This is a genomic window from Nostoc sp. DedQUE04, assembly GCF_034530995.1.
Lineage (GTDB): Bacteria > Cyanobacteriota > Cyanobacteriia > Cyanobacteriales > Nostocaceae > Nostoc.
Window position 1 is genome coordinate 101,303 of the sequence record NZ_JAVRCA010000017.1, and the last position, 24,078, is coordinate 125,380.

Genomic DNA, 24,078 nt, shown 5'->3' on the forward strand with positions numbered 1-24,078 from the left:
ACGAGAAATTAGGGTTTTGGCTCCCCTCTCTGTGTCCAAGAGGGGTTGGGGGAGAGGTCAAAAAAGGGCTTGTCGAACTCACGTTGATTTAGATCCCCAACTTTTTCAAAAAATTGGAGATCGGCAATACGCTTCAGTTAAAGGTAAAAGTCTTTGCCAATGGCCAATGACAAATGACAAATGACAAATGACAAATGACAAATGACAAATAATTAATGACGAATTTGTTTAATCGGAATTTCAATCCAAAATTCTGTACCTAACCCCGGTTGAGAATCACATTTAAAAACACCACCGTGTTTATCTACAACAATCTGATAACTAATTGATAATCCCAAACCAGTGCCTTTTCCCACTGGCTTAGTTGTAAAAAAGGGATCGCAGATTCTTGCTCTGAGAGCTTCGGGTATTCCTGGCCCATTGTCTGCAATCCGAACTACTACACTCTTGATATTGCCTTCAAGTTCTCCAAAAGCAGTACGGATAGTAATTTGGCTGCTATGAGGTTTTGATTGAGATTCTGTGTAATCTTCTAAAGCATCGATCGCATTGCTTAAAACATTCATGAATACTTGATTTAGCGGCCCGGCATAGCACTCTACTAAAGGAAGGTTGCTGTATTCTTTGACTAATTTAATCGCCGGACTTTCTGGTTTTGCTTTCAAGCGATGTTGCAAAATTAGCAAGGTGCTATCAATACCCTCATGAATATCAACTGGTTTTTTTTCTGCTTCGTCAAGACGAGAGAAATTCCGTAAACCCAAGACAATCTGCCGGATGCGATCGACCCCAATTTTCATCGAAGATAGAGTTTTGGGCAAATCCTCTATGATAAATTCTAAGTCGATCTCAAAGGCGCGATCGCGAATTTCAAGACTAGGGTTGGGAGTATTGTGTAAATAGAGTTCTAGAATACTGAGTAAATCTTGGGTGTAATCGTTGACATGATTGATGTTGCCATAAATAAAGTTTACGGGATTATTAATTTCGTGAGCCACACCAGCTACCAATTGACCTAGTGAAGACATTTTTTCAGTTTGGATCAGTTGGGTTTGAGTTTGCTGTAAATCATGCAAAGCTTGAGCTAGCTTTTGCGTCTGCTCTTTGGTTTGATTATGCAATTGGGCTTGTTGGAGTGCAACCCCAAGCTGATTGGCAATTTGAGTAATAAATTTAATTTCTGAAGCTTCCCAATGGCGGGGTGCAGAATTTTGGTAAGCTGCTAATAAGCCCCATAACTGTTGCCCGATAAATATAGGTGCGATCGCATAAGCTCTTGCTTGAATTTGCTCTAAAGCCGTAACATGGCATTGAGAGTGGCCAACTTCATAGATGTCATCGACTACAAAGGTTTCATTGTGACGATATCGCCCACCTTGGGTTTCCTGTAAATAGCTATCCAGCCAAACTGTATTGCTATCAGAACTTACTAGCTTTAACCAGTTATCACCCACAAACTCGGCGATATATTCACCACTCCAATCAGCCTCGAAGCGGTAGACTGCAACTCGATCTGCTTGTAATGATTTACAAATTTCTTGGGTGGTTGTCTGAAAAATCGCATCTAGATCGAGAGATTCTCTAACTTTTGCCACAACTTCAAACAATACCCGTTGTTGTTCTGCTGCTTGTTGTAAATCTAATGTCTGTTGTTGTGTCTGAGAGAGTAAATTAGCTTGCTGGAGTGCTACGCCCATTTGGGCGGCAATCTGACTGAGGAAGTTAACTTCAGAAGTTTTCCATTGCCGAGGGCCAGTGTGTTGATAAGTTGCTAGTAAACCCCAAAGTTTTTGCCCAACAAAAATCGGCGCAAGCACAAAAGCGTAAATTTGAAACTGCTCTAGATTGTCGATATGACACTGAGTAAACCCCATTTTGTAGATGTCATCGACTGCAAATGTTTCATTGTGGCGGTAACGCCCTCCCTGTGTGTCTTGTAAGTAGGTGTCATTCCAAATTGTATTAATACCTAGTTCGGACTCATTCGACCAGTATGGACTAGCAGCCTCAAAATCTCCGACAAATTCACCACCCCAATTAGAATCAAAACGATAAACAGAAACGCGATCGGCTTTGATTAATTGACAAACTTCTTTAGTAGTGGTTTGAAAAATCGTATTTGTGTCCAGAGATTCCCGAATCTCGGTAATAACTTTAAACACAGCCTGTTCTTGTTCAACAGTCCGTTGTAACTCAGCAGTGCGCCTTTTAACTTGTTTTTCTAAGTTTTCATTGAAGACTTGTACTTGTTGGTATAATTCATACTGCTGAATTGCAGAAGCAAAGTGTTTACTGAGGTCTCTAGCCAGTTCAATCTCTTCAACCGTCCATTTTTGAGCTTGTGCTTTTTTAAATTCGCGCCAAACCTCAAAGGATTGTCGGGGATACTGTTGCCTTTGGTCGCCCTCATGCTGCCCCGCCCATAAAGTTTCTGTATCTACTTCATTGCGGAAAATACTTAGGTAGCCGAGCAACTGCTGACGATACTGGAGTGGAATCATTAATATGCTGCGAATTTTAGTTGGTTGAAAAGCAACTTGCAAACTTCGCAAGCCAGGAGTGTTATATATATCTGAAATTGCCCAAACATCGTAGTTAGTAGACTTGTAGTGTTCCTGCCAGATACTATACTGTTCGATCAGTGGATATATAGTTTGTTCTGGCATTACAGGTTGCTCTCCACAGATATAAAGCTTGATACAAGTATTTCCTGGTATTAAGCATTCTGTTAAGCTGGTGACGTTGCCATTATGGAAATCAAGAGCTTCATTTCTAATACAAAGCCTGCCACCAATACCATTAAAGGCAGCAACAGCCGCTTCTAGGGCTGGCTGTAAGACGATCGTCGGCAGTGAATGTAATAAGGTAGCAATGCGGTTAACGATCGCTTCTCGCTCGGCTGTTTTGCGAACTTGAGTGTGAAGGGTACTTTGAGCGATCGCCATTGACAGCTGCTCGACTACCACTTGTATGGCTTCTAGCTCATATTCTGAAATCAAACGCGCTTGGGAATTATGAGACACCAGCAGTCCCCAAAGTCGATCTTGATAAAGAATAGGCGCTACTACAGAGGATTTTACCCCCATTGCCGTCAAATATTCAATATGGCAGGGGTCTACAGGGCGGTAACGGATCTCCTCTGAGATATCTCCATTATCCAAGTCACGCAGGTGAATTTGACCAATCTCTTTAGTCTCAACATTCACAACAGAACGCACGCGTGATTTGATAAATAGTTCGCGGGCATAGGATGGAATGTCATCGTAAGGAAAATTTAACCCCAGTAGCGACGGCAAACAATTTTTATTAATTGATTCAGCAATCACTTGACCACTACCATCAGGATGAAATTTGTAAATCATCACTCGATCGGTTTTTAATAGCGATCGCACTTCTGTTGTTGTCACTGTGATAATTTCTTCTAACTCTAAGCTGCGTCGGATACGATTTGTAATGCGGCGTAGTAAACTTTCTTCATCGCGACATAAGGGTAAATCTTGTTGGGGATTGGAAGTCATTGTTATAGCAAAATAAATTAATAATTTGAAAACTGGCATAATTAAATCTAAAGACATTGTGAATTTTATTTCATCATTTTGTCTTCAGTAAAACTACGGTCAAATCATTAATAAAAATATTTTTTTGGCTTTTATTAAAATTCACCAAAACATCATAAAAACAGACGCTAAAAATATTGCGTCTGTACTAGCTACAAGAGAAAACTCTTGTTTTTTAGTTTTAACTTTTTGTTGACAGAGTAACGTTCAACAAAATTAAATTTTTGTGTTGTCAGCAAAGCGGATTTTTAGATAGTCATTTTCCATCTTTGCTCCGCCTGGTTGTAGTGCTGCTAAGGCTTGTGGCAAAACTAAGTTACGACGATGGTTGCCAATAGTAATGTTTAATTCGTCTCCAGTTTTACTTAGTTGAACTTGGTCTTTAGGAATACCAGGTAAGTAAAGTTCTAAGCTGTATTGGTTTTCCTCTTGCACCACTCTAAGAGTTGTTTCTTTGTAATAAACCTGAGTTGGATCTTCATCTTTATAAAGAGTTTCTTTCAGGCGTTCTAATGAAGCCAATCCACACATTTCCTCAGAAAATAGGGGAACTTCTTTCACAGGCAGAGGGTGAAAATCATCATGAATTTCTTGGCGATATTGCTCCTGACTTTCTTTCCAACGTTGGAAAAATGGGTCTTGGACTTCATTGGGAATAATCCGATTAGCCACGACTAAATCTGTTGCAACGTTATATAAACTCAGATAAGCATGGGCCCGGAGAGACTCTTTAATCACCATTTTTTCGGGATTAGTGACAAGACGCACTGAGGTTTGAGTATTATCTGTTAATACTTTTTCCAGAGCTTCAATTTGTTCATAAAACTCAAAAGGTGCATCCATTACTTCTTTATCAGGTAGCGAAAAACCAGCAATTGGTCTAAACAAAGGTTCAACCAGAGGTCGAAGTGCCACCGAGATGTTTTGAAATGGTTTGTAAAAACGGCGCATATACCAGCCACCGACTTCAGGTAAACTCAGCAAACGCAGTGCTGTGCCGGTGGGGGCTGAGTCGATAATTAACACATCAAACTCACCTTCATCGTAATGGCGTTTCATCCTTACCAAGCCAAAAATCTCATCCATCCCTGGTAAAATTGCCAATTCCTCCGCCTGTACGCCATCTAAACCCCTTGCTTGTAAAACTTGGGTAATATAACGTTTCACAGCACCCCAGTTTCCCTCCAGTTCTTGCAGTGCATCCAGTTCAGCACCCCAGAGATTTGGGCGAATTTTTTGGGGTGCGTGTCCCAGTTCCATGTCAAAACTGTCTGCGAGGGAGTGGGCGGGATCTGTACTTAAAACCAACGTCTGATAGCCTAGTTCTGCGCAACGGAGTCCAGTTGCCGCAGCGACAGAAGTTTTGCCCACGCCGCCTTTACCAGTCATTAAAATTACACGCATAGATGTTTTTATCCTGCCTGAGAATTTTTTACATTTATTTACATTATCGACTGTTTAAGGAAAATAAATGTTGTTTCAACACGTCTAGGCATTATTATGAGTATTTACCCTAACTCGTCTGTTGGGTTTTGCTGCAATAACTGGTCAAGCTTAGTTTCCAGTGCTGAGAGTTTTTTAAGAATTGTAGGGCGATCGCCATCAATAGAAATTAGTAAATTGGTTATTCTCTCTTGTATATTCGTTAATTGTGCTACTGCATTCTGAATTTGGAGCATTCCTTCTCGGAGTTCTTGGCGTTCTTGACGTGCTTCCGCCATTTCATCTAACATAGCTTGGACTGTTTTAGCATTACTCTCAATTAGATGTTTGAGTTCTTTATCAGTCATTGCGATCGCGCTTTGCAGTTGAGTTTATTATTAACTCTAAAGTATCGAGGGATTTTGTTTCAATCCCCCGTAGGGCAGCACATCTGTGCTACCGGGTACTATGGTTTAATTACCTAAAAATTGCGATCGGGGCTGTTTACTGGCTCAACATTGTAAAAGCTTGCTCAACAAGCATCTTAGCTTTGTGCAAATTCAACAGCTTTTCCTGTTTAAATCTATCGGCGTAATTCATTTTCCTATCTTCGAGCGTTAGCCGAATCAGTGCGTGCTATTTGCTCATCTGTAGGTGAACTCATCTTGTCTATTGTTGCGCCAATATATTGAAAAGTAGTGAAAGTGGGAGCCTTTAACCATCTTCACTCTTGTATTTGATGTAGTGTTAATTGCGGGAATTGCATCACTTCTCTGATGCAAGAAACTTTGTATCCTGGTTTTCCTGTCGGCTTGATACCATAGCATCTTCTTAATACAGTTCAGTTAAGAGAAGTTTTAGGTTGGGTAAAATTTGCAATCTCTTGGGAAAAAATTTCATCCACTCATCAATAATCAGAACTATTGCCAAAAAAATATTGTCCAAGAATAAGTTATAATGCAAAAATTTCAGGGATGATGAGCAAAGCCAACATTGTATATGTATGTTTATTCCTCTTGATAATGATTGCCTTGTTTCAAATGCTAAGAAGGCAGACTCAGGCAAATTATTTCCCAGTAACTGAACAGCAGGCAATCAGAGTTTTATTTATTGGCAATAGTTATACATATTTCAACGATCTTCCTTGGTTGACACAACAGTTGGCTGCTTCAGCGAAAGAACCTAAAACGCTGGAAACTGAAATGGTTGTGGTTGGTGGAGCTACACTCAAAAGCCACTGGAAACGTGGTGAAGCACTCAGGCTTTTGAAAGCAAAACGCTGGGATTACGTAGTACTGCAAGAGCAAAGTACTTTACCAATTACTAATCCCAAGGAAATGTACAAGTACGCTAGTCTGTTTGATGCCGAGATTAAGCGAGTGAATTCCCAAACAGTGTTTTACTTAACTTGGGCAAAGCAAAATCAACCAGAAACGCAACAGATATTGACTGATGCTTATATGAGCATTGCTCAAGAACTGAAAGCTAAAGTTGCACCTGTGGGAATAGCTTGGCAAAAAATTCAGGAAGCGAATCTGAAATTAAACCTTTACAGTTTGGATCGAAGCCACCCTAGTCCGATTGGATCGTATGTAGCAGCGTGTGTATTCTATACAACATTTTATGAGAATAGTCCTGTAGGCTTGACTCGTCGTATATATAATAGCGACTCTAGTACGCCACAAGAAAACAACAGAATTGAGTTAGAAAGTTTAAGTGAAACAGATGCCCAAATGATTCAAAATTTTGTTGATAGCATCGTCAAACAAATATAAAAATAACCTTTTGGGTATGCTTCATTCACAAATTTATAAGAAATAAGATATCTAATTAATAATTACTGATAATCATCAAAAGTTACAAATAGATTCTGGTTTTACAGGACATATTTTGCTGGCGATCGGGTTATTTATAGCTTTAAAAATCTTTAACTTTTTCAGAGTGTATAAAGGCTTGATCTCACTAATTTTATTTGAGCCGAGGTCGAGAAAAGTTAAATTAGTCAGAGTGGACAAGGACTTGATATCACTAATTTGATTCAAATTCAGAGAGAGAATAGTCAAATTATTCAGAGTGTATAAAGGCTTGATATCACTGATTTTATTTGAGCCTAGGTCGAGAAAAGTCAAATTAGTCAGAGTGGACAAGGACTTGATATCACTAATTTGATTCAGATTCAGGGAGAGAATAGTCAAATTAGTCAGATTGGACAAAAGCTGGATCTCACTGATGTTATTTGAGCCGAGGTCGAGAACAATTAAATTAGTAAGAGTAGACAAAGGCTTGATATTGCTGATTTGATTTGAGTGGAGCAAAAGATCAGTCAAATTAGTCAGAGTAGACAAAGGTTTGATATCACTGATTTGATTTGATCTCAGCGAAAGAGAAGTCAAATTAGTCAGAGCGGACAAAGGCTTGATATCGCTGATTTGATTTGAGTTAAGGTCAAGAAAAGTTAAATTAGTCAGCTTTTGGTTAGCCTGCTTGCAATTTTGAGTCTGGGCGATTTTTAACAATACCTCAACAGTATGTTTTGTCTGTGGAGGTAAAGTTGATTTCTGCTGACACCAATCTGTAAAGCTTTTGGGATTTTCCAGAGGAGCAGCAATAGTCTGTGTGGTGTAAAATCCCAAAGCAAAAGTAAATATTGTGGCGATGCTTAATAAAATTTTCATTGCATGATATTATACTAACAACTTATGCAATTACACTATACAACAATTACCAAAATTTAGTATAAAAAAGTAGTTATGATCCACGTAAAAAAACCCACTGTATCTACGCGGGTTCTAATTATTGCAAAGTTTTTTTCTACTTGCCTAAGCGATTGCTCGAATTGCTGTATTCAGTGCTTTTACTTATTAAGGAATATATAAAATATTTGGTGAAAGCCTTTCTAGTTCTCGCTCCAATATATGGAATTGACCTTAGTTTAGATTTATTTATATAGTTGAGTTGTATTGTCAACAGTCGTTGGAATGATGATTGATTAGCGATCGCATCTTGAATCTCAATATCAATAGCCCGATCCTACTTGCTTATGAAAGAACTTTTTCTACCACTGCGGGTTTACATCACTTTTTGAAGCTAGTACGATCTAGGGTAATTACCACGTTAGTTTTTTGGAATAGGTGGGTAGTATAAATTACCTAAAAACTAATTTGGTATATAGCGATGTTCAAGACTAAATTATCAGAATCCCATACTTGGGGGGAACTTAAGACCTCAAAGTTCATGGATCGCCATGTTGGGGCGATCGCAGCTTTAATTTTAATTAGCTTACTGAGTTCATTGAGTGGAACACCATTTGACCATAACATCTCTAACGGCTGGGAAGCCTTTGTCTGGGGATTGGCAGATCCAGTAATTAGTTTAAATTGTTTAGTTGGTATTGTTGCAATTGGCTTACTCTCATCTGTGTTTGTTCGTGGCGCTGCGATCGCTGGATGTTTTGTCTTGGCAACAGTTTTAGGCATTGTAATTCATATATTTCAGCTAGATTTACCAGGCACAGAAATAGCCATCGCCATTTCTACCATTGTTTTTGGTACTATGCTGATGATGCCAAATCAACTAAACTTTCTGGTGCTTGCTCTGGTGGGCATCAGTGCTGGTTTATTTCAGGGTTACGCTAATGCTGAATTTATTGTTAGTGCAGGAACAATATCAGTAGTTGCCTATATACTAGGTATCACCTTAACTCTGTTTGCCGTTGCCATGAGTGCTAGAGAAATTGGTGTTGGGATGGGTATGGGAGAGATAAACCGAATTTTACCCTGGAAAATCAGCCTTGCTGGTTTCGCTTTGTGTGCGATCGGTATTGTGTTTTTGAGTAATTCGCTTATTTAAATCAGATATTTCAATTCAGTGGAATACATTCATTTGTGGGGGCGTACACCTAGCTGTGCGCCCCCACTGCGTTTTCAGATTGGATCGAGTTAGTGAATATGTTGATGCACCTCTGCGCTAATCTAGAGGCTATATATAAATAAAAAGTTATGACACCTGAAGAAGTTGCGGCTACGCTTACAGAATTATTTGACACATCGGCTGTTACTACGACTGCTCCTGGATCGTGGCAAGTAGACACTCCTACTTTTCGGCTGTTGGTGCTGCTTTCCGAAGATAATACTTGGCTGCGAGTTTTACTGCCTATTCTGCCCATCCAAGAAGCCCAACCATTTTTAGAACAGTTCCTAGAAGCCAACTTTGATGACACTCAAGAAGTACGTTACGCTTTGTATGAAAGAGTAATTTGGGGGGTATTTCAACATAACATTGATACTTTAGTGAGTGCAGATTTATCCAATGCAATCAACCGACTTTTATCTCTCCATCAGGCTAGATTAGATAATGTCTTTAATCAATTAATTGAAAGCCGTATCCGGCAAATTATTCAGGCAGCAAAACAGCAAGGACAATCTCTGCAAGCTACTATGCAAAGCTTAGAACGCTTTTACGCCGAAGGAATGATGGGCGAAATAAATCAAACTTCACAAGGACGAGAAGAAGTCTTAACTGCTTGGCGGCGTCAGTTAGAACGTTTATGGAATGAGGGTTAATTTCGGTTTTTCAGTTTTTAGATTCAACCAATTTACAGATATATTTATCTATCATGAATCTCGTTGAAATCCTCAAAGAAGACTATCAAAGATTCCCAGTCAATCAAACTTACAGCATTTATGCCCCAGAGGTTTATTTTCAAGACCCGATGAATAAATTCCGTGGTGTTAAACGTTACAAAGCAATGATTAATTTTATCGAAACTTGGTTTTTAAATCCCAAGATGGACTTACATAATATTCAACGTTTAGGAGACACAATCAAAACTGAGTGGACACTTAGTTGGAATACTCCTCTCCCCTGGAAACCACGGATCTCTATTCCTGGTTGGAGTGAATTAGGTCTTAACTCTGATGGTTTGATTGTCTCCCATATCGATTATTGGAACTGTTCCCGCTTAGATGTGGTGAAACAGCATTTTTCCTCTTGAAAAAGTGGGTGATTCAAATAATAAATATAACACCATCAAAATCTTCATGGTTGGTAATGAGGACTTTAGTCCTCTCTGACGAGATCCTACGCAAACAAAATTAGGACTGAAGTCTTGCTATTACACTAGATGTAATAACGAAAGCCATGAATTATTATGACGGCTGCCAAAAATTCTGAAATATCTGCTGAATTAACTATACATACTAAAGCAGAAGAATTTGGTGTGAAAACATAATTGGTTAAGATATTTTACCTATTTAGAAAGGGTTAATCACTAGCCAATTTCTGGATAAAATCCTCATGTTCAGCAGACTGTAAACCTGCTTGTAAAACCTTCAACACACCCTGCATATTACCTGCTAATAACTCCGTCGCCGCTAACCACAAGCCTGGAAATACCCGACTTCGCAAAATACCTTCATTGTCAGGTACTAATTCTAGATATTCACCCTGTTCCAGAGAAAACCAAGTCAATTTTTGGTTTAAAACTTGCCAAACTATATATTCTTTAACACCATTGCGACGATAAGCCTGTTTTTTGCCATGAAGATCGATAGCCGCACTACTAGCAGCAATTTCCACAACTAACTCTGGCGCACCTTCAATATAATCATCTTCACTCAGCCGCGTTTGACCACCTGCTTCCGGTTCAATCAACAGAACAATATCGGGTTGAGGTTCGTTATCTAAGTCTAAGCGGACGGTAGGTTCAACTCCCAACGCTACACCAGGAGTCGCAGCTTCGTAAGTACCAAGGCATGTCAAAATCCAACCATGCGGTTGACCGTGACTTCGGAAACGCAAAGCAGCAGGCATAATATAGACAATCCCTTCGATTAATTCAGCTTTTTTCAGGTTAGGGGTGGCATTGTAGCGACGCTCAAATTCGTAACGGGTGAGTTTGTCGCCATTTTCCAAAGGAGGAATTGTCCAAAGCTGGGAGGGTGTTTTCACCATATTTCACCATAATTGTTGTGAAAATGAGCTTGTGTACATCTTAGCGAATTAGGTAAAAACGCTGCTGAGTAGGGAATGAGGGACTTCTGACCTCACGTCCATTCCTCTCTCCTAAAAGGAGAGAGGCTTTGAATTTTACTCTCCAAGGCTAGTAGGGAAGGGGCTGTTCTTGTTAGGTCTAATTTACTGAAACATTAAGATTTTTTTACAAAATCACCAGCAATGTTGTTGAAATTGATAGCTGTATCCCAAGCAGTAAATAGATTTCAGCCATATCGCCTCCCCTAAAACCCGCAACAAACCTTATTTTTTTTCAGCCAGCAGGTTTGAGAAAATCAGAAACGATTTAATAATCAAGCAGTTATAAGTAAATGGGCTGAATTAAAGATAATACCTCTCTCCAAACCTCTCCCCTTCTCTACCAACGGCACACTGGGCGATGCCTACGGCGGTAAACTACGCACCAAAGGGGTTGATGGTAAGCTCTATCTTATATTTTTTACGCCCATTTACTTAGTTATTTGAGTTTAAAAGGGAGACACAAACATGAAATTGGCTTACTGGATGTATGCTGGCCCAGCCCACATCGGCACTCTGCGAATCGCTAGTTCTTTTAAAAATGTTCATGCGATCATGCACGCCCCACTTGGCGATGATTACTTCAACGTCATGCGCTCTATGCTATCGCGGGAAAGGGATTTTACTCCGGTGACAACCAGTGTCGTCGATCGCAACGTTTTAGCACGCGGTTCCCAAGAAAAGGTGGTAGATAACATCACCCGCAAGGATGCTGAGGAACACCCAGATTTGATTGTGTTAACTCCCACCTGCACCTCCAGCATTTTGCAAGAGGATCTGCACAACTTTGTCGAACGGGCGCAGTTGGAAGCGAAAGGTGATGTCATGCTGGCGGATGTGAACCACTACCGCTACAACGAACTGCAAGCCGCCGATCGCACTTTGGATCAAATTGTCCAATACTACATTGAAAAAGCCCGGAAGCGGGGCGAATTGGCAGAGGGCAAAACAGCAAGACCCTCAGTTAACATTATCGGTACTACCACCCTCGGTTTCCACAACAATCACGACTGCACCGAACTCAAACGGTTGATGGCTGACTTGGGAATTGAGGTAAATACCTTAATTCCCGAAGGTGCTTCGGTGAATGACTTGAAAAAGATGCCCAAAGCCTGGTTTAACCTAGTGCCTTACCGCGAATTAGGTTTGACTACAGCCCGTTACCTGGAAGAACAATTTGGCACACCTTATATAGACATTACTCCAATGGGCGTAGTGGAAACTGCCCGTTGTATTCGCAAGATTCAGCAGGTAATTAACGCTCAAGGCGCAGAAGTTGACTATGAAGACTTCATCAATGAGCAAACCTTACATGTCTCTCAGGCTGCTTGGTTCTCCCGTTCGATTGACTGTCAAAACTTGACTGGCAAAAAAGCTGTAGTCTTTGGTGACAACACCCACGCCGCCGCCATTACCAAGATTTTGGCGCGAGAAATGGGGATTCATGTTGTTTGGGCTGGAACTTACTGTAAATATGATGCAGACTGGTTCCGCGAACAAGTTAGCGAGTATTGCGATGAAGTGCTAATTTCCGAAGATCATGGTGCAATTGGGGATGCGATCGCTCGTGTCGAACCCTCTGCCATTTTCGGCACGCAAATGGAACGCCATGTTGGTAAGCGCTTAGATATTCCTTGCGGTGTAATTGCTGCACCCATCCACGTCCAAAACTTCCCTATTGGTTACAAACCATTTATGGGTTACGAAGGTACAAATCAGATTACAGATTTGATCTACAATTCCTTCACTTTGGGAATGGAAGATCACCTATTAGAAATCTTTGGCGGTCACGATACCAAAGAAGTAATTACTAGGGGAATTTCTGCTGATTCTGATTTGAATTGGACAAAAGATGGTCAAGCAGAATTGAATAAGATTCCGGGATTTGTGCGCGGGAAAGTTAAGCGTAATACTGAAAAATTTGCGCGCGATCGCGGTTTTAAAGAAATCAACGCTGAGGTGTTGTACGCTGCGAAGGAAGCTGTTGGAGCTTAGTTTAGAGTTTAATTCATAAGATTGAGGGGTGAGGAGTTATGTATACTCTTTACCCTAATCTTTTTTCTTTTAGTTATGAAATATGAGAAAGATTAAATTGAACTAACCAAAATTTCCCAAAGTAATAAGTATGAATTACTCAGAACTATTAGAGATTTTTAAGTCATCTCTCATTCTAACTAATCAAGTTTTTAATTTTTTGAATAAAACTTATGAAAAATTAGATGATAAAAATAAATTAAGGCATCATATTTTATATAGAATGAAGTCTACCAGCACAACTATTTTTCGCATTTTAAATCAAAATATTGACAACCCAAATTTTGTTGATTTTTCATCGGTAGCAATTTTAACAAGAAGCATAATTGAGTCTTACAAAACGTTTTATTATTTAACATCTGCTGATATTAATGAGTCCGAGTTTAAATTTAGATTTCTCATGTTTGAAATACATGATATTTTGGAAAGACAAGAAATGATTAGGCGATTAAAAGCGACTGATTTAAAACAGGTAGGAGAACAAACGGACTTAAAAGAGCTAAGAGAACAATTAGATGAATTAAAAAACAAAATTCATAAAAATGAATATTATAAACAAATAGAATTACAAAATGAAAAATATAAAAATCTTCTTAAGGATGGAAAATGTAAAGATTTATTTTCTAAGGATTTCGATAAAGCTGTGATCAAGGCTAATGGATGCTTCATAAAGCATTATGATGTACTTTTAAACAGATTAGTAAAAATTAATACTGTATGTGAGCAGGATAAAGAAAAGATTAATAAAAGATACAGCTTTTTATACAAGTATCTATCCAACTTTGTCCATATAAGTCCCTATTCCATTTCTAAACCTTCAAATCCTATTTCAATAGATGATCTAGAAAAAATTATTCTTACGATTACATTTTATTTGAATATTGCAAATGAAGACATATTAGATGAGTTTCCAGAGCTAGAAGAAGAGATACAAGTGCAAACAAATTACCCTGATATTTTTAAAGGATTAGAGAAATTTATTCAATTTTTGAGATGTGAGATAAACTAATCTTGGCTTAAAGTGAAAGATATAAAAATAATCTGTTGTTTTGACATTAGATGAAGAAAAGCCAATAGCGATCGCGCTTCCAACCAGTCAAGCTATTATGTACTGTAAAGCCTAAAGTATTAGGAAATTCCCCACCATGTCCAACCAGACAAACTTGACTGATGCTTGTAAAAATCTAGCCAAACTCTGCGCTCAAGTGGTTGCAGATAGAGAAATGGTAATTATTAACCGACAAGAAGGCGAAAGCGTCGCCGTAATTGCTGTTGATGAACTAGATAGTTTACTAGAAACATCTCATTTACTTCGTTCACCTAAAAATGCAGTCTGTCTGTTAACTGCTTTGGAAAGAGCAAAAGCTAAAACTTTAAAACCTCAAAATATTAACGAACTACGTCAGAAGTTGGGAATTGACGAAGAAGAAGGATGAAACCCAACCCCAAGAAAATAAAGTTCGAGATGCTGTATTTCATCCAGAATTTCGGGAAGACCTCGTATATTGGGTAGAAACAAACCGCAAAACTGCGCTTCGCGTTTTTAACTTGGTTGAAGCGATTATGCGAGATCCTTTTACAGGTATTGGTAAACCTGAACCATTGAAATACTTAGATTCAGATGCTTGGCCGCGGCGACTTACTCAAGAACACCGGATTGTTTATCTAGTAAGTAATGACCGAATTGATTTTCTTCAAGCTCGATATCATTACTGAAAATGCTAGTTATATTTGGTAACAAGACTGAAAAGTTTCTTACTTTTCAGTCCGTGAGAATTTTTTGCACAGTTGGGTTAACTGAAGCTTAATTTAGTGTTTGTTTTTGGATTTTTTCCCATTCCCCTTGAATACTTTGTAATGCTTTCAAGGTGCGATTTAAACGAGCTTTCTTTAACTCAGGAGTCTCTTTTTGGAATAAACTCGGAGAATTTATTACTTTATGTAGTTCAGATTGGGTGGAATGCAAGCGATCGCTCAAACAGCGTTCAAAGATTTCATCATTACCACTGCTCACATTTTCTACTAATTGACGATATATATAATCTTTAGAACTGATTTGACCTTTGAGGTCAGTATTAACAATTTCCTCAATTAACTTATAGTAGCAGTCAGATAGTGCAGTTGACATATCTGCTGCTAAATTATTTTTTTCAGAGGTAGAGGGATCGGATATTTCTTTTTTAATTGGCGTTACGAAAGTTTCCTCAGAATTAGGGAATTCTTCTTTAGTGGGTGTTGGTAAAGTTTTCCGAGAATTTGTAGGTGAAGAATTTGCTTTAGAATTAGATAAGTAATAATCTGCTAAAGAGCCGCAGAGAAACTCTTCACGAAAGCGGTTTATTTTGGCACGTGACTGGATTTTGCGGTAACGACGTTTCTGATACCATAAACCAGAAACTAGTAAGCCTGCGATCGCTCCTATACCAACTCCTGCTATTGCAACCTTAGCATCTTCTAAAGCTTGATTTTGTTGCCCAGATTCAACAGTCGGATTGGAAGATGCACTTTCAGCAATAGCATAGTTACTTACTGAACTTAGCTGCACGCTAGTGGCGATCGCCGCAGCCGACAGTATCAATCTAAATACTAACTTTGATTTCCACATAATTTTACACTTTAAAAATATGTTGTCTATTTCTGGAGACTAACCGCCTCTCTAAGGAGTGAATAGTTAATAATCAAACTAACTAGATATCTCTTTTACTAAAGAAGTTCCACTTCACTTATATAAAAAATAAACTTTCTCAATAGTAGTTTCCACAATATTTTCTTATTTTTTAACATTATTTGCGGTTTAGGAATCTTGACAAAGCCATATATTAATACCATTTCTCAAAGTATCTGTATGAGGTATTTCTTAAAATGGTGATGATTTATAGCGATCGCATAATCAAATAGCATTGAGTTCGGTAGGCAATAGTCGAGGATGTGCGATCGCTGCTAGGCTCTCCTTTGGTATCGCATATTGCTGAACATAAAGTCTATAAATGACATTAAATTGCAGGTGCCATAGCAGAATTTGGCATAAATAGCACCAGTACCTCATCGGTAGTGTAGTGTTAGAGATTGTCATAGCCCATTGTATCGCCTCTTGGATTTGAAAGATATGAGCCAATAAAATGTAAACTTTCAAAGACTTGCACCAAGTTTATAACTACCTTGCTCTTTAATTTCTCTGTGCGTAGTTCTATTTATAGAATAGGTGCTTCCTCGAAAGCTCAACTTATGAGTTGCTTGTGGTGTAATGATTCCAGTCGATTGCGTATTAGGATCGGCGCCAACAACATAAATACATCCCCGAAAGCTCAACTTATGGGTTACTGATGGTGTGGTTTCTCCATCTAATTTGGGGTTGAGGTCATGACGATAGGAAGCTCAACGGTAGATTAAGTGATAATCTGGTTCCGATTTGGGAACTGGCTGTTGTGTAGATTGTGTTTCTCTGCTGACTATTTTGTTTGTATAATACTCGTAGCTTGTACTGATAAGAATAAGAGTTAACAGTAGAAGTAAAATCTGCCAAGGAGCCAACATTAAACCCAAAATCAGGCTGATAGCTGCAAATACAGTCACTAAATGTGAGATTTCATTATTTCTATTTTTGAATAAAAAATAGCCAGTGATGAAACAAACACACGGAAAAATGAAAAAGTACAAAGCCATATTTCCTAACATTCGCAACTAAAAGCAAAGGGTTTATAAAGCAGATTGAACTTATTTTAAAAGTTGTTGTTTATTTTACCTCCAATCAGCTTGAGAAGTTACCGTGCTACTGGAGTAAAAGTTTTACGTTGAGGTATCTGTATTAGCTGCGATCGCAAAGAAAAATTAACACCCAAGGCTATCTCAAACCTTTGGAGCGGAGTTCAAGTGTTATGTAGAGTCAGCGTTTTTGGCTTTATTCATCCAGAGAGGTTATAGGCGTCCTACAGAGTGGATGCTCAGTGTCAAGCCTTTGCTGAAGTATATGAAGATATTAGCTCATAGCGATGTCATGTAGCGATCGCATTCCTTAACGCAGAAATTTACTGATAAATAAAAATTAAAAGCGAACAAATATCACAATACAAAATTATTACTTCCGGGATCTAATAGGCAGAATAACCCACTACAGTTCTAACCGATGTGTCTCCGGTAACGAAGTAAAAAAAGCATCGTAGAAGCTTCGCAATATCGCGTATTAAAAAAAAGCAGATGCATGTTACTGTTTTAATCTCATTGTCTTCCCTTCGCGCCTTTCCCTATGCATCTGCACTATTTACACCCCCAACACCTTGAAGAATTAGTCAAGAGTAGTGGTATAGACTTACACTTAGTGCATCTCAATTTTAGGTCGCTCCAAGGTGTAACAGCTTATGAGTACCTGTTAATTTCTGAGCTACTTCCCCGCACCAATACCGGAATGGTAAAAAGTAGTTGGTTGCAGCGTTACGCTCATATCACAGAAGGTGGTTGGTGGTGTTCGGGACTAGACCCTCTGAATAATTGGCAAATGATGGAATGGGGATGCTTTAAGCCAAACCAACCCCGACAAAATCACAATGGCAAGTCCATCAAGTACGAGCATCCCCCCAGCACACCAACGCGAGTGTTTTGTTTGCGGGTAACGTTGCAAGTGTGGCAGCAAGTCGCTGGGCGTTACAATCTGGCCATGCCCGACAATATCACCATTACTCCTGATGGCGAGGCTGAAGGCTTTTGGCAATGGGTGATGCAACAGAACATCCCCCTCGTCATCTGCGAGGGTGTAAAGAAAGCAGCTACCTTGTTGACGCAAGGATATGTAGCTATTGCCATTCCCGGAATTACCAGTGGTTATCGGGTTGTGAAAGATGAATTTGGCAAAGTTACGCGTCGTCAGCTAATTCCCGATTTAGCAGCGTTTGCGATTACAAAGCGCAGCTTTTACATTTGCTTTGATTTTGAAACTCAACCCAAGACAATTGCTGCTGTAAATAATGCTATTTCTCAACTTGGCTGTTTATTTCAGCAAAAAAATTGTTCTGTAAAAGTCATCGAACTTCCAGGAATAGAAAAAGGGGTTGATGAGTTTATTGTTGCTAAGGGTGCAAATAGTTTTGAGAAAGTTTATCGCCAAAGTGTTGATTTAGAAATTTATCTTGCTCAAACCAAACCCCACACCGAGTTAAGTATTCCTGCTGCACTTACCTTCAACCGTCCTTATATAGGTGAAATACCTTTTCCCACCTCTGGATTAGTAGGAGTCAAATCAGCGAAAGGAACGGGGAAAACTACCGCGCTACAAGGCGTTGTTCAACAAGCAAAAAGTCGAAATCAACCCGTTTTATTAATTACTCACAGAATCCTACTTGGACGATTCTTGTGTGAAAAAATTGGTATTCAATGGGGAACACATAAAGAAGATGGGGAGAAAAAGATTAATAAAACACTTACCCCTGCTCCTCCCATACTGCGCTCTCTATTCCCTCAGCAATCTATCGGCTTGTGCGTTGATTCGATTTGGAAACTTAACCCAGAACATTGGCGGGGAGCAATAGTAATTTTAGATGAAGTAGAGCAATCTTTATGGCATCTGTTAAACAGTAATACTTGTAAGCATAAACGGGTAAAAATATTAAAGTTATTCCAGCAACTCATTGCAACAGTTTTAACAAGTGGGGGGTTAGTAATTGCTCAAGATGCTGATTTATCAGATGTTTCACTTGAATATTTACAGGGATTGGCAGGAATTAAATTAACACCTTGGGTAGTTCTCAATCAGTGGAAACCTCAGCAAGGTTGGGACATAACTTTTTATGATTCACCGAATCCAACACCGCTAATTCACCAACTAGAATTGGATTTACTTGCTGGACGTAAATGTTATGTTACTACTGATAGTCGGGCTGGGCGTTATAGTTGTGAAACAATTGAACGTTATTTGAAAGAAAGGTTACAAAAATTACGGCGACAATTTCCTAAAACTCTGGTAGTTAGTAGTCACACTACAAATACACCTGGTCACGCAGCAGTTGATTTTATCGCAGCGATTAATCAAAAAATCTCGGAATATGACGGCGTTTTTGTTACTCCTAGCCTTGGTACGGGAATTAGTATTGATGTCCAACATTTCGACCGTGTTTATGGAATTTTTCAAGGGGTAATTCCTGACTCGGAAGCGAGACAAGCGTTAGCAAGAGTCCGGGATGATGTACCGCGTGTTGTCTGGTGTGCTAAACGAGGTATTGGTTTAATTGGTAGCGGGAGTACAAATTATCGTTTGTTATCTGATTGGTATCAAGAAAATCAAAAAGAAAACTTAGCTTTGCTGAGTCCCCTACATAAAATAGATGTGGATTTACCCTTAGTTTATGATCCGATTCATTTGCGAACTTGGGCAAAGTTATCTGCAATAGTGAATGCTTCTATTCGCCTCTATCGGCAATCGATGCAAGATGGTTTAATTGCTGATGGGCATCAAATTCAGGTGCGGAGTAATGCGGTTCACAATAACATTATTCGAGATTTACGCCTGGCCTTTTTGGCAACCGATGCCGAGGATTTAGCTACCCGCAAAAGGTTAATTTTAGAAATTGTTAAAGTTCAAAAGGATTGGGCACAAAGCCGTCAAAAGGCTAAAGAAATCAAACGTAAAATTAAAGACATTAAGCAGCAAAACCAACTATCGGTAGCAACTGCTGTCGCTAATGTTAAAGATATTTATTATGTAGAATATGAGCAAATGTTAGTTAAGCATTCCCTAACAGATGGAGAACGCAATCAAATTAATAAATATGTTCTTAGACAAAGATATGGTGTAGAAATTACTCCTTGGCTGAAATTACAGGATGAACAAGGATATTATCGTCAGTTGTTAATTCACTATTATTTAACTCATGAAAGCGAGTATTTTCACGTTAAAGACGAACAAGAATGGCATCAGCAATTGTCTTGGGGTGAAGGGAAAGTTTTTCTCCCAGATTTAAAAACTTATACGCTCAAAGTTGAAGCTATGAGAGCTTTAGGAATGCTTCAGTTTCTCGAAAAAAAACGCGAATTTAATGATAACGATACAGATTTAATCTTGCTGAAAAATATTGCTTTCCAGCATAGTAAGCATATTAAAAGAGCGCTTGGCATTAATTTAGTCGGAGAGAAAGAGCAGGTTTCAGCAATAAAAATACTTGGCCGACTGTTAAATTTGTTGGGTTTGAAGCTGAAACGAGTGAATCAGGTTTATCAAATTGATTTAGAAACGTTATATGATGGCAGGGAGAAAATATTTGCTGTTTGGCATCAACGAGATGAGTTGATGTTGGCTCATGTTAAGAGTATTGGTTATGAGTTGCCTAATTATTCCTCAGACTGGAAATTTGAAATTATGCAAACGAAGTCTGAAAAAGCGAACCAGATGGTGTCTATGTCTACTCTTCCGTTATCAACGATATAGCAATTCTGAATAGTTAACCGCTGATTAATTATTACGGAAGATAATTAAAGATGAAAGTTAAAAAGAACATATAGTGATGATTTGTTAGTATCTGAGTTTAAATAGACCTCGTTGCAACAGGTACAATAGTAGTTAAAATGATTTTCAAAACATATTGTTAACAATCTCGAAGCTTTAGGCTAGAGAATGTCAAAAGCAAAAAAAATTATATGAATGCGGAAGATTTTTTTAACCAAGGATTAAACCAAAATTTGCAAGGTGACTATCAAGCCGCGATCGCAGCTTACACGCAAGCAATCAAGTTAAATCCTGACTATGCCGAAGCTTACCATAATCTAGGGCTGATTTTAAGTGGTCTCAAAGATTATCGCACTGCGATCGCTAACTTCAATCGCGCCATCGAAATTAATTCTAATTTTGCCATAGCCTTTTACAACCGCGCTAATGCTCGTTACTTTTTAGCCGATTATGAAGGAGCGATCGCAGATCATAACGTAGCATTGCAATTAGATCCTAATCTGGCGCAATCTTACCACAGCCGCGGGAATGCCTACTTTGCTTTGGAAAACTACGACAAAGCGATCGCAGATTATATCCAAACAATCGAAATGAGTACCCAATTAGCTGATAATATCAATATTGATATTGCTAACGCTTATCATAATCGCGGCGTAACTCGTTTTGAACGTGGCGATCGTCAGGGAGCCATCGCAGATTTTCAGCAAGCTTTACAATGGCATCCCCATTTTGCCGCAGCTTACAGCAATCGCGGCAATATTCATCATATTTTAGGCAATTATCAAGAAGCGATCGCTGACCATAACCAAGCATTACAATTAGATCCGAACTTGGCAGAGGCTTATCATAACCGAGGTAATGCCTACTATGCTTTAGCAGATTATCAAAGTGCGATCGCTAATTTCAACCAGGCTCTAAAAATCAACCCCAGCTTTGCCGGAGCGTACTATAATCGGGGTTTGGTGCTTGCTCACCTCAAAAACTATCATGAAGCAATTGAAGATTTTAACCAAGCATTAAAGCTGAATCCTGATGATGTGCAAGCTTATTGTGAGCGTGGTCTGGTTCGTAGTACTCTTGAGGATTATGAGGGTGCGATCGCAGATTACGATCGAGCATTACAAGAAAATCCGACTCTCGCTTTAGTATATGGCTTTCGCGCTAATGCTCGTCGGCGATTGGGAGATTATCAAGGTGCAATTGAAGATAGCAATCGCCTATTACAACTCAATCCTAATTTAGCAGAAGGATATTGCGATCGCGCGGCGGCTCGTCGTTCTATAGGAGATTATAAAGGCGCAATTAAAGATTACGATCGAGCATTGCAAATTAATGATAACTTAGCCGCAGCTTATTATGGTCGGAGTATTGCTCGTGAAGCCCTGCAAGATTTACAGGGTGCAATTGATGATAACACTCAAGCCATAGAGCTTGTTCCTGATTTTTCTCAAGCGTATTGCAATCGGGGAAATGCTCGTCGTCTTTTAGGAGATGAACAAGGAGCGATCGCAGATTATAACCAAGCATTAAAAATTAATCCTGATTTAATTGAAGCATATTACAACCGAGGTTCCACCCATTATGCTTTAGAAGCTTATGAAAGTGCGATCGCAGATTACACCCAAGCTTTGCAAATAAATCCCCAATCAGCTGCATTTTACAGCGATCGCGCTAATGCTCGCTATGCCCTAGAAGATTATCAAGGGGCAATAGAAGATTACAGTCGAGCGATCGCGATCGACCCCAGCTTTGCCGAAGACTGGTACAATCGGGGTCGTAGTCGTTCTCTATTGGGAGATTTACCAGGAGCGCTTGCAGACTTAAATCAAGCTTTACAGCGTCAGCCTAATTGGGCTTCAGCTTACATCCTGCGAGCAGATGTCTACCGGAATTTGGGAGACTCTCAGGGAGCAATTAAAGATTTTCAGAAATCCGCAGACTTATATTACCAAGAAGGGAATATTCAGTATTACCAACAAATTATTGAGCTAATTGAACAGCTTAGATGAGGGGATTTGTCATTTGTCATTTGTCATATCATGTTCGCTTGATTACTTATTAAATCCGAAGAACCCCACCCCGCCAAAGCTACGCTTCGTCTCCCCTCCCCGCCTGCGGGGAGGGGTTGGGGGTGGGGTTCTTTTATTATGGGTAATTTGGCGGACATGATATCATTAGTCATTAGAAAGAGGCAGAGGGGAAAGAGGTAATTTTATTCTCCCTCCAGCCCCCTGCTTCTTACCCACTTTCTACTCCTTTGTTTCTTCAAAGCGAAAGCGTTCCATAAAGCGGCGGTCAATCCAATCTTTGTAATGCCACAAGAGTTTGTGAGGTGGTAAAGTAAAGATGCCTTTGGTAGCGATCGCTCGTTTGTCTCCTGTACCAATTAAACTCAAATATTGTTTCTGTGGCTTATAAGGTTTGAGTGGCTTGCCTAATAAAATTCGCTGCAAATTCTCAAACAAAGGTTTACCTTGTCTAACAGCAAATACCCCAGCTTTCGGACGCGGATGATTTACCATTGTGGCAATGTCACCAGCAGCAAATACCTGCGGGTGCGTTTGAGATTGCAACGTGTCTTCTACCAAAATAAAACCTTGCTCATCAGTTGCTAGTCCAGCATTTTTTAACCATTCGGGTGCTGATGCTTGTGTTACCCAGAAAATCTTGTTGCACTCTACTGTCAAACCAGATTCACATTTAATTTCAAATATTTCTTTAGCTTCATTATGGGTTTTAGGTGCAATTTTACACACAGATTCTCCCAGATGTAACTTAATACCTCGGTCAGTTAAAATTTGCTGAAGTTGATGCCGTACTGATTGATGATAATTGGGCATCAGTTCTTGTCCGCGCTGGAATAAATGAATTTCTAGGTTTTGAATAAGTTGTCGATCGTCCAAAATCCGATGTAAACGAGATTGCATCGATAGCGCTAATTCTACACCGCCAGCGCCACCACCGACGATCGCAATCCTAATTGGTTCTTGAGGATTTTTACCTACAGCTTCAATTAGTTCATACCAATGCTCTAATAACTGCGATACTGGTTTAGCTGCGATCGCATATTTTGCCGCACCTGATACAGACAGTATGGCTGGAGTGCTGCCAATATCAATAGACAGCACATCAAAATCTACCGCAAGTCCGTTATCACAAAGAACTTTGTTGTTTTTTAAGTCAAGGGCAACTACTGTGTCAATATACAATTGTACTTGAGCAAAGTTCGCCAAGGGTTGCAAGTCAATATGGCATTCATTGTGGCTGTAAAATCCGGCAATATGTCCTGGTAACATCCCAGAGTAGGCTGTCTCTGATGCTGTGGTAATCAGTATCAAGCGTACTCCTGTTAACGGTTTGATACCGAACATTTTTATAACAATAGCATGGCTGTGACCGCCACCAATGAACACCAAATTTTTAACTATTGATTGTATATTTTGCTGAGGTTTAATAGTCATTTTTAGTTAATCAATGATTATAAATAAATCAAAATTATCATGACGAGAGTTAATTGTCCGTGAAGACTAAAGACTAGTGAATACAACTGATTATTGGGAATGTCTACTTAAGGAAGAAGTTATATTTTCCATTTTGTAGTTTCCA

Annotated in this window: 19 protein-coding genes; 10 read left to right on the forward strand and 9 right to left on the reverse strand. The window is 39.2% G+C overall.

The genetic code is table 11. The features are described 5' to 3' along the window. Positions 1-212: 212 nt before the first annotated feature. The 3 genes from RM049_RS14745 to RM049_RS14755 form a co-directional block, all read right to left on the reverse strand. The gene (locus RM049_RS14745) at positions 213-3,518 is read right to left on the reverse strand and encodes a GAF domain-containing protein (RefSeq protein WP_322704685.1); all 3,306 of its coding nucleotides are present in this window, start codon (positions 3,516-3,518) and stop codon (positions 213-215) included. A 255-nt stretch (positions 3,519-3,773) separates the two neighbouring features. Next, on the reverse strand, positions 3,774-4,961 hold the full coding sequence (locus tag RM049_RS14750) for a TRC40/GET3/ArsA family transport-energizing ATPase (RefSeq protein WP_322704686.1): 1,188 nt from the start codon (positions 4,959-4,961) through the stop codon (positions 3,774-3,776). Between the two features lie 104 nt (positions 4,962-5,065). After that, the gene (locus RM049_RS14755) at positions 5,066-5,347 is read right to left on the reverse strand and encodes a hypothetical protein (RefSeq protein WP_094350381.1); all 282 of its coding nucleotides are present in this window, start codon (positions 5,345-5,347) and stop codon (positions 5,066-5,068) included. A 672-nt stretch (positions 5,348-6,019) separates the two neighbouring features. Here RM049_RS14755 and RM049_RS14760 point away from each other — a divergent pair. Beyond that, complete coding sequence (locus tag RM049_RS14760) at positions 6,020-6,754, forward strand: SGNH/GDSL hydrolase family protein (RefSeq protein WP_322704687.1); 735 nt, start codon at positions 6,020-6,022, stop codon at positions 6,752-6,754. Positions 6,755-6,829: 75 nt separating this feature from the next. On the opposite strand, the gene RM049_RS14765 is transcribed toward RM049_RS14760, so the two are convergent. Beyond that, a complete protein-coding gene (locus RM049_RS14765) occupies positions 6,830-7,654 on the reverse strand; it encodes a leucine-rich repeat domain-containing protein (RefSeq protein ID WP_322704688.1) in 825 nt (274 codons plus the stop codon). 499 nt (positions 7,655-8,153) lie between these two features. On the opposite strand from RM049_RS14765, the gene RM049_RS14770 reads away from it, so the two are divergent. From RM049_RS14770 to RM049_RS14780, 3 genes are all read left to right on the forward strand, one after another. Further along, the gene (locus RM049_RS14770; RefSeq protein ID WP_322704689.1) at positions 8,154-8,828 is read left to right on the forward strand and encodes a HupE/UreJ family protein; all 675 of its coding nucleotides are present in this window, start codon (positions 8,154-8,156) and stop codon (positions 8,826-8,828) included. 149 nt (positions 8,829-8,977) lie between these two features. Next, a complete protein-coding gene (locus RM049_RS14775) occupies positions 8,978-9,541 on the forward strand; it encodes a hypothetical protein (protein ID WP_322672688.1) in 564 nt (187 codons plus the stop codon). 53 nt (positions 9,542-9,594) lie between these two features. After that, the gene (locus RM049_RS14780; RefSeq protein ID WP_322672689.1) at positions 9,595-9,972 is read left to right on the forward strand and encodes a DUF2358 domain-containing protein; all 378 of its coding nucleotides are present in this window, start codon (positions 9,595-9,597) and stop codon (positions 9,970-9,972) included. A gap of 269 nt (positions 9,973-10,241) precedes the next feature. Here the strand turns inward: RM049_RS14780 and RM049_RS14785 are convergent, their stop codons facing one another. Further along, positions 10,242-10,931: a Uma2 family endonuclease gene (locus tag RM049_RS14785; RefSeq protein WP_322704690.1), complete on the reverse strand. Its 690-nt coding sequence runs from the start codon at positions 10,929-10,931 to the stop codon at positions 10,242-10,244. Positions 10,932-11,477: 546 nt separating this feature from the next. On the opposite strand from RM049_RS14785, the gene bchB reads away from it, so the two are divergent. The 4 genes from bchB (at position 11,478) to RM049_RS14805 (ending at position 14,759) form a co-directional block, all read left to right on the forward strand. Next, positions 11,478-13,004 carry a ferredoxin:protochlorophyllide reductase (ATP-dependent) subunit B gene (gene bchB / locus RM049_RS14790; RefSeq protein ID WP_322704691.1) on the forward strand — a complete coding sequence of 509 codons (1,527 nt, stop codon included), beginning with the start codon at positions 11,478-11,480 and terminating at the stop codon, positions 13,002-13,004. 130 nt (positions 13,005-13,134) lie between these two features. Then, on the forward strand, positions 13,135-14,052 hold the full coding sequence (locus RM049_RS14795; RefSeq protein WP_322704692.1) for a DUF5677 domain-containing protein: 918 nt from the start codon (positions 13,135-13,137) through the stop codon (positions 14,050-14,052). Positions 14,053-14,188: 136 nt separating this feature from the next. Then, positions 14,189-14,479 carry a type II toxin-antitoxin system Phd/YefM family antitoxin gene (locus RM049_RS14800; protein WP_322704693.1) on the forward strand — a complete coding sequence of 97 codons (291 nt, stop codon included), beginning with the start codon at positions 14,189-14,191 and terminating at the stop codon, positions 14,477-14,479. Continuing rightward, entirely contained in the window at positions 14,460-14,759 is a 300-nt protein-coding gene (locus RM049_RS14805; protein WP_322704694.1) for a Txe/YoeB family addiction module toxin, read from the forward strand. The genes RM049_RS14800 and RM049_RS14805 overlap by 20 nt, the downstream gene beginning before the upstream one ends. Positions 14,760-14,847: 88 nt before the next feature. Here RM049_RS14805 and RM049_RS14810 read toward each other — a convergent pair whose 3' ends face one another. The 3 genes from RM049_RS14810 to RM049_RS14820 all read right to left on the reverse strand — a co-directional run bounded on the left by RM049_RS14810 (position 14,848) and on the right by RM049_RS14820 (position 16,616). After that, the gene (locus RM049_RS14810) at positions 14,848-15,648 is read right to left on the reverse strand and encodes a hypothetical protein (RefSeq protein WP_322704695.1); all 801 of its coding nucleotides are present in this window, start codon (positions 15,646-15,648) and stop codon (positions 14,848-14,850) included. 285 nt (positions 15,649-15,933) lie between these two features. Then, positions 15,934-16,116, reverse strand: coding sequence for a hypothetical protein (locus RM049_RS14815; RefSeq protein WP_322685756.1), 183 nt, complete (start codon positions 16,114-16,116; stop codon positions 15,934-15,936). 302 nt (positions 16,117-16,418) lie between these two features. Next, positions 16,419-16,616 (reverse strand): hypothetical protein, encoded by a 198-nt coding sequence (locus tag RM049_RS14820; protein ID WP_322704696.1) that lies wholly within the window; start codon positions 16,614-16,616, stop codon positions 16,419-16,421. Between the two features lie 670 nt (positions 16,617-17,286). On the opposite strand from RM049_RS14820, the gene RM049_RS14825 reads away from it, so the two are divergent. Next, positions 17,287-20,454, forward strand: a complete 3,168-nt coding sequence (locus tag RM049_RS14825) for a plasmid replication protein, CyRepA1 family (RefSeq protein ID WP_322704697.1) — start codon at positions 17,287-17,289, stop codon at positions 20,452-20,454. A gap of 209 nt (positions 20,455-20,663) precedes the next feature. Next, positions 20,664-22,481: a tetratricopeptide repeat protein gene (locus RM049_RS14830; RefSeq protein WP_322704698.1), complete on the forward strand. Its 1,818-nt coding sequence runs from the start codon at positions 20,664-20,666 to the stop codon at positions 22,479-22,481. A 240-nt stretch (positions 22,482-22,721) separates the two neighbouring features. On the opposite strand, the gene RM049_RS14835 is transcribed toward RM049_RS14830, so the two are convergent. Next, entirely contained in the window at positions 22,722-23,933 is a 1,212-nt protein-coding gene (locus RM049_RS14835; protein WP_322704699.1) for an FAD-dependent oxidoreductase, read from the reverse strand. Positions 23,934-24,078: the final 145 nt, after the last annotated feature.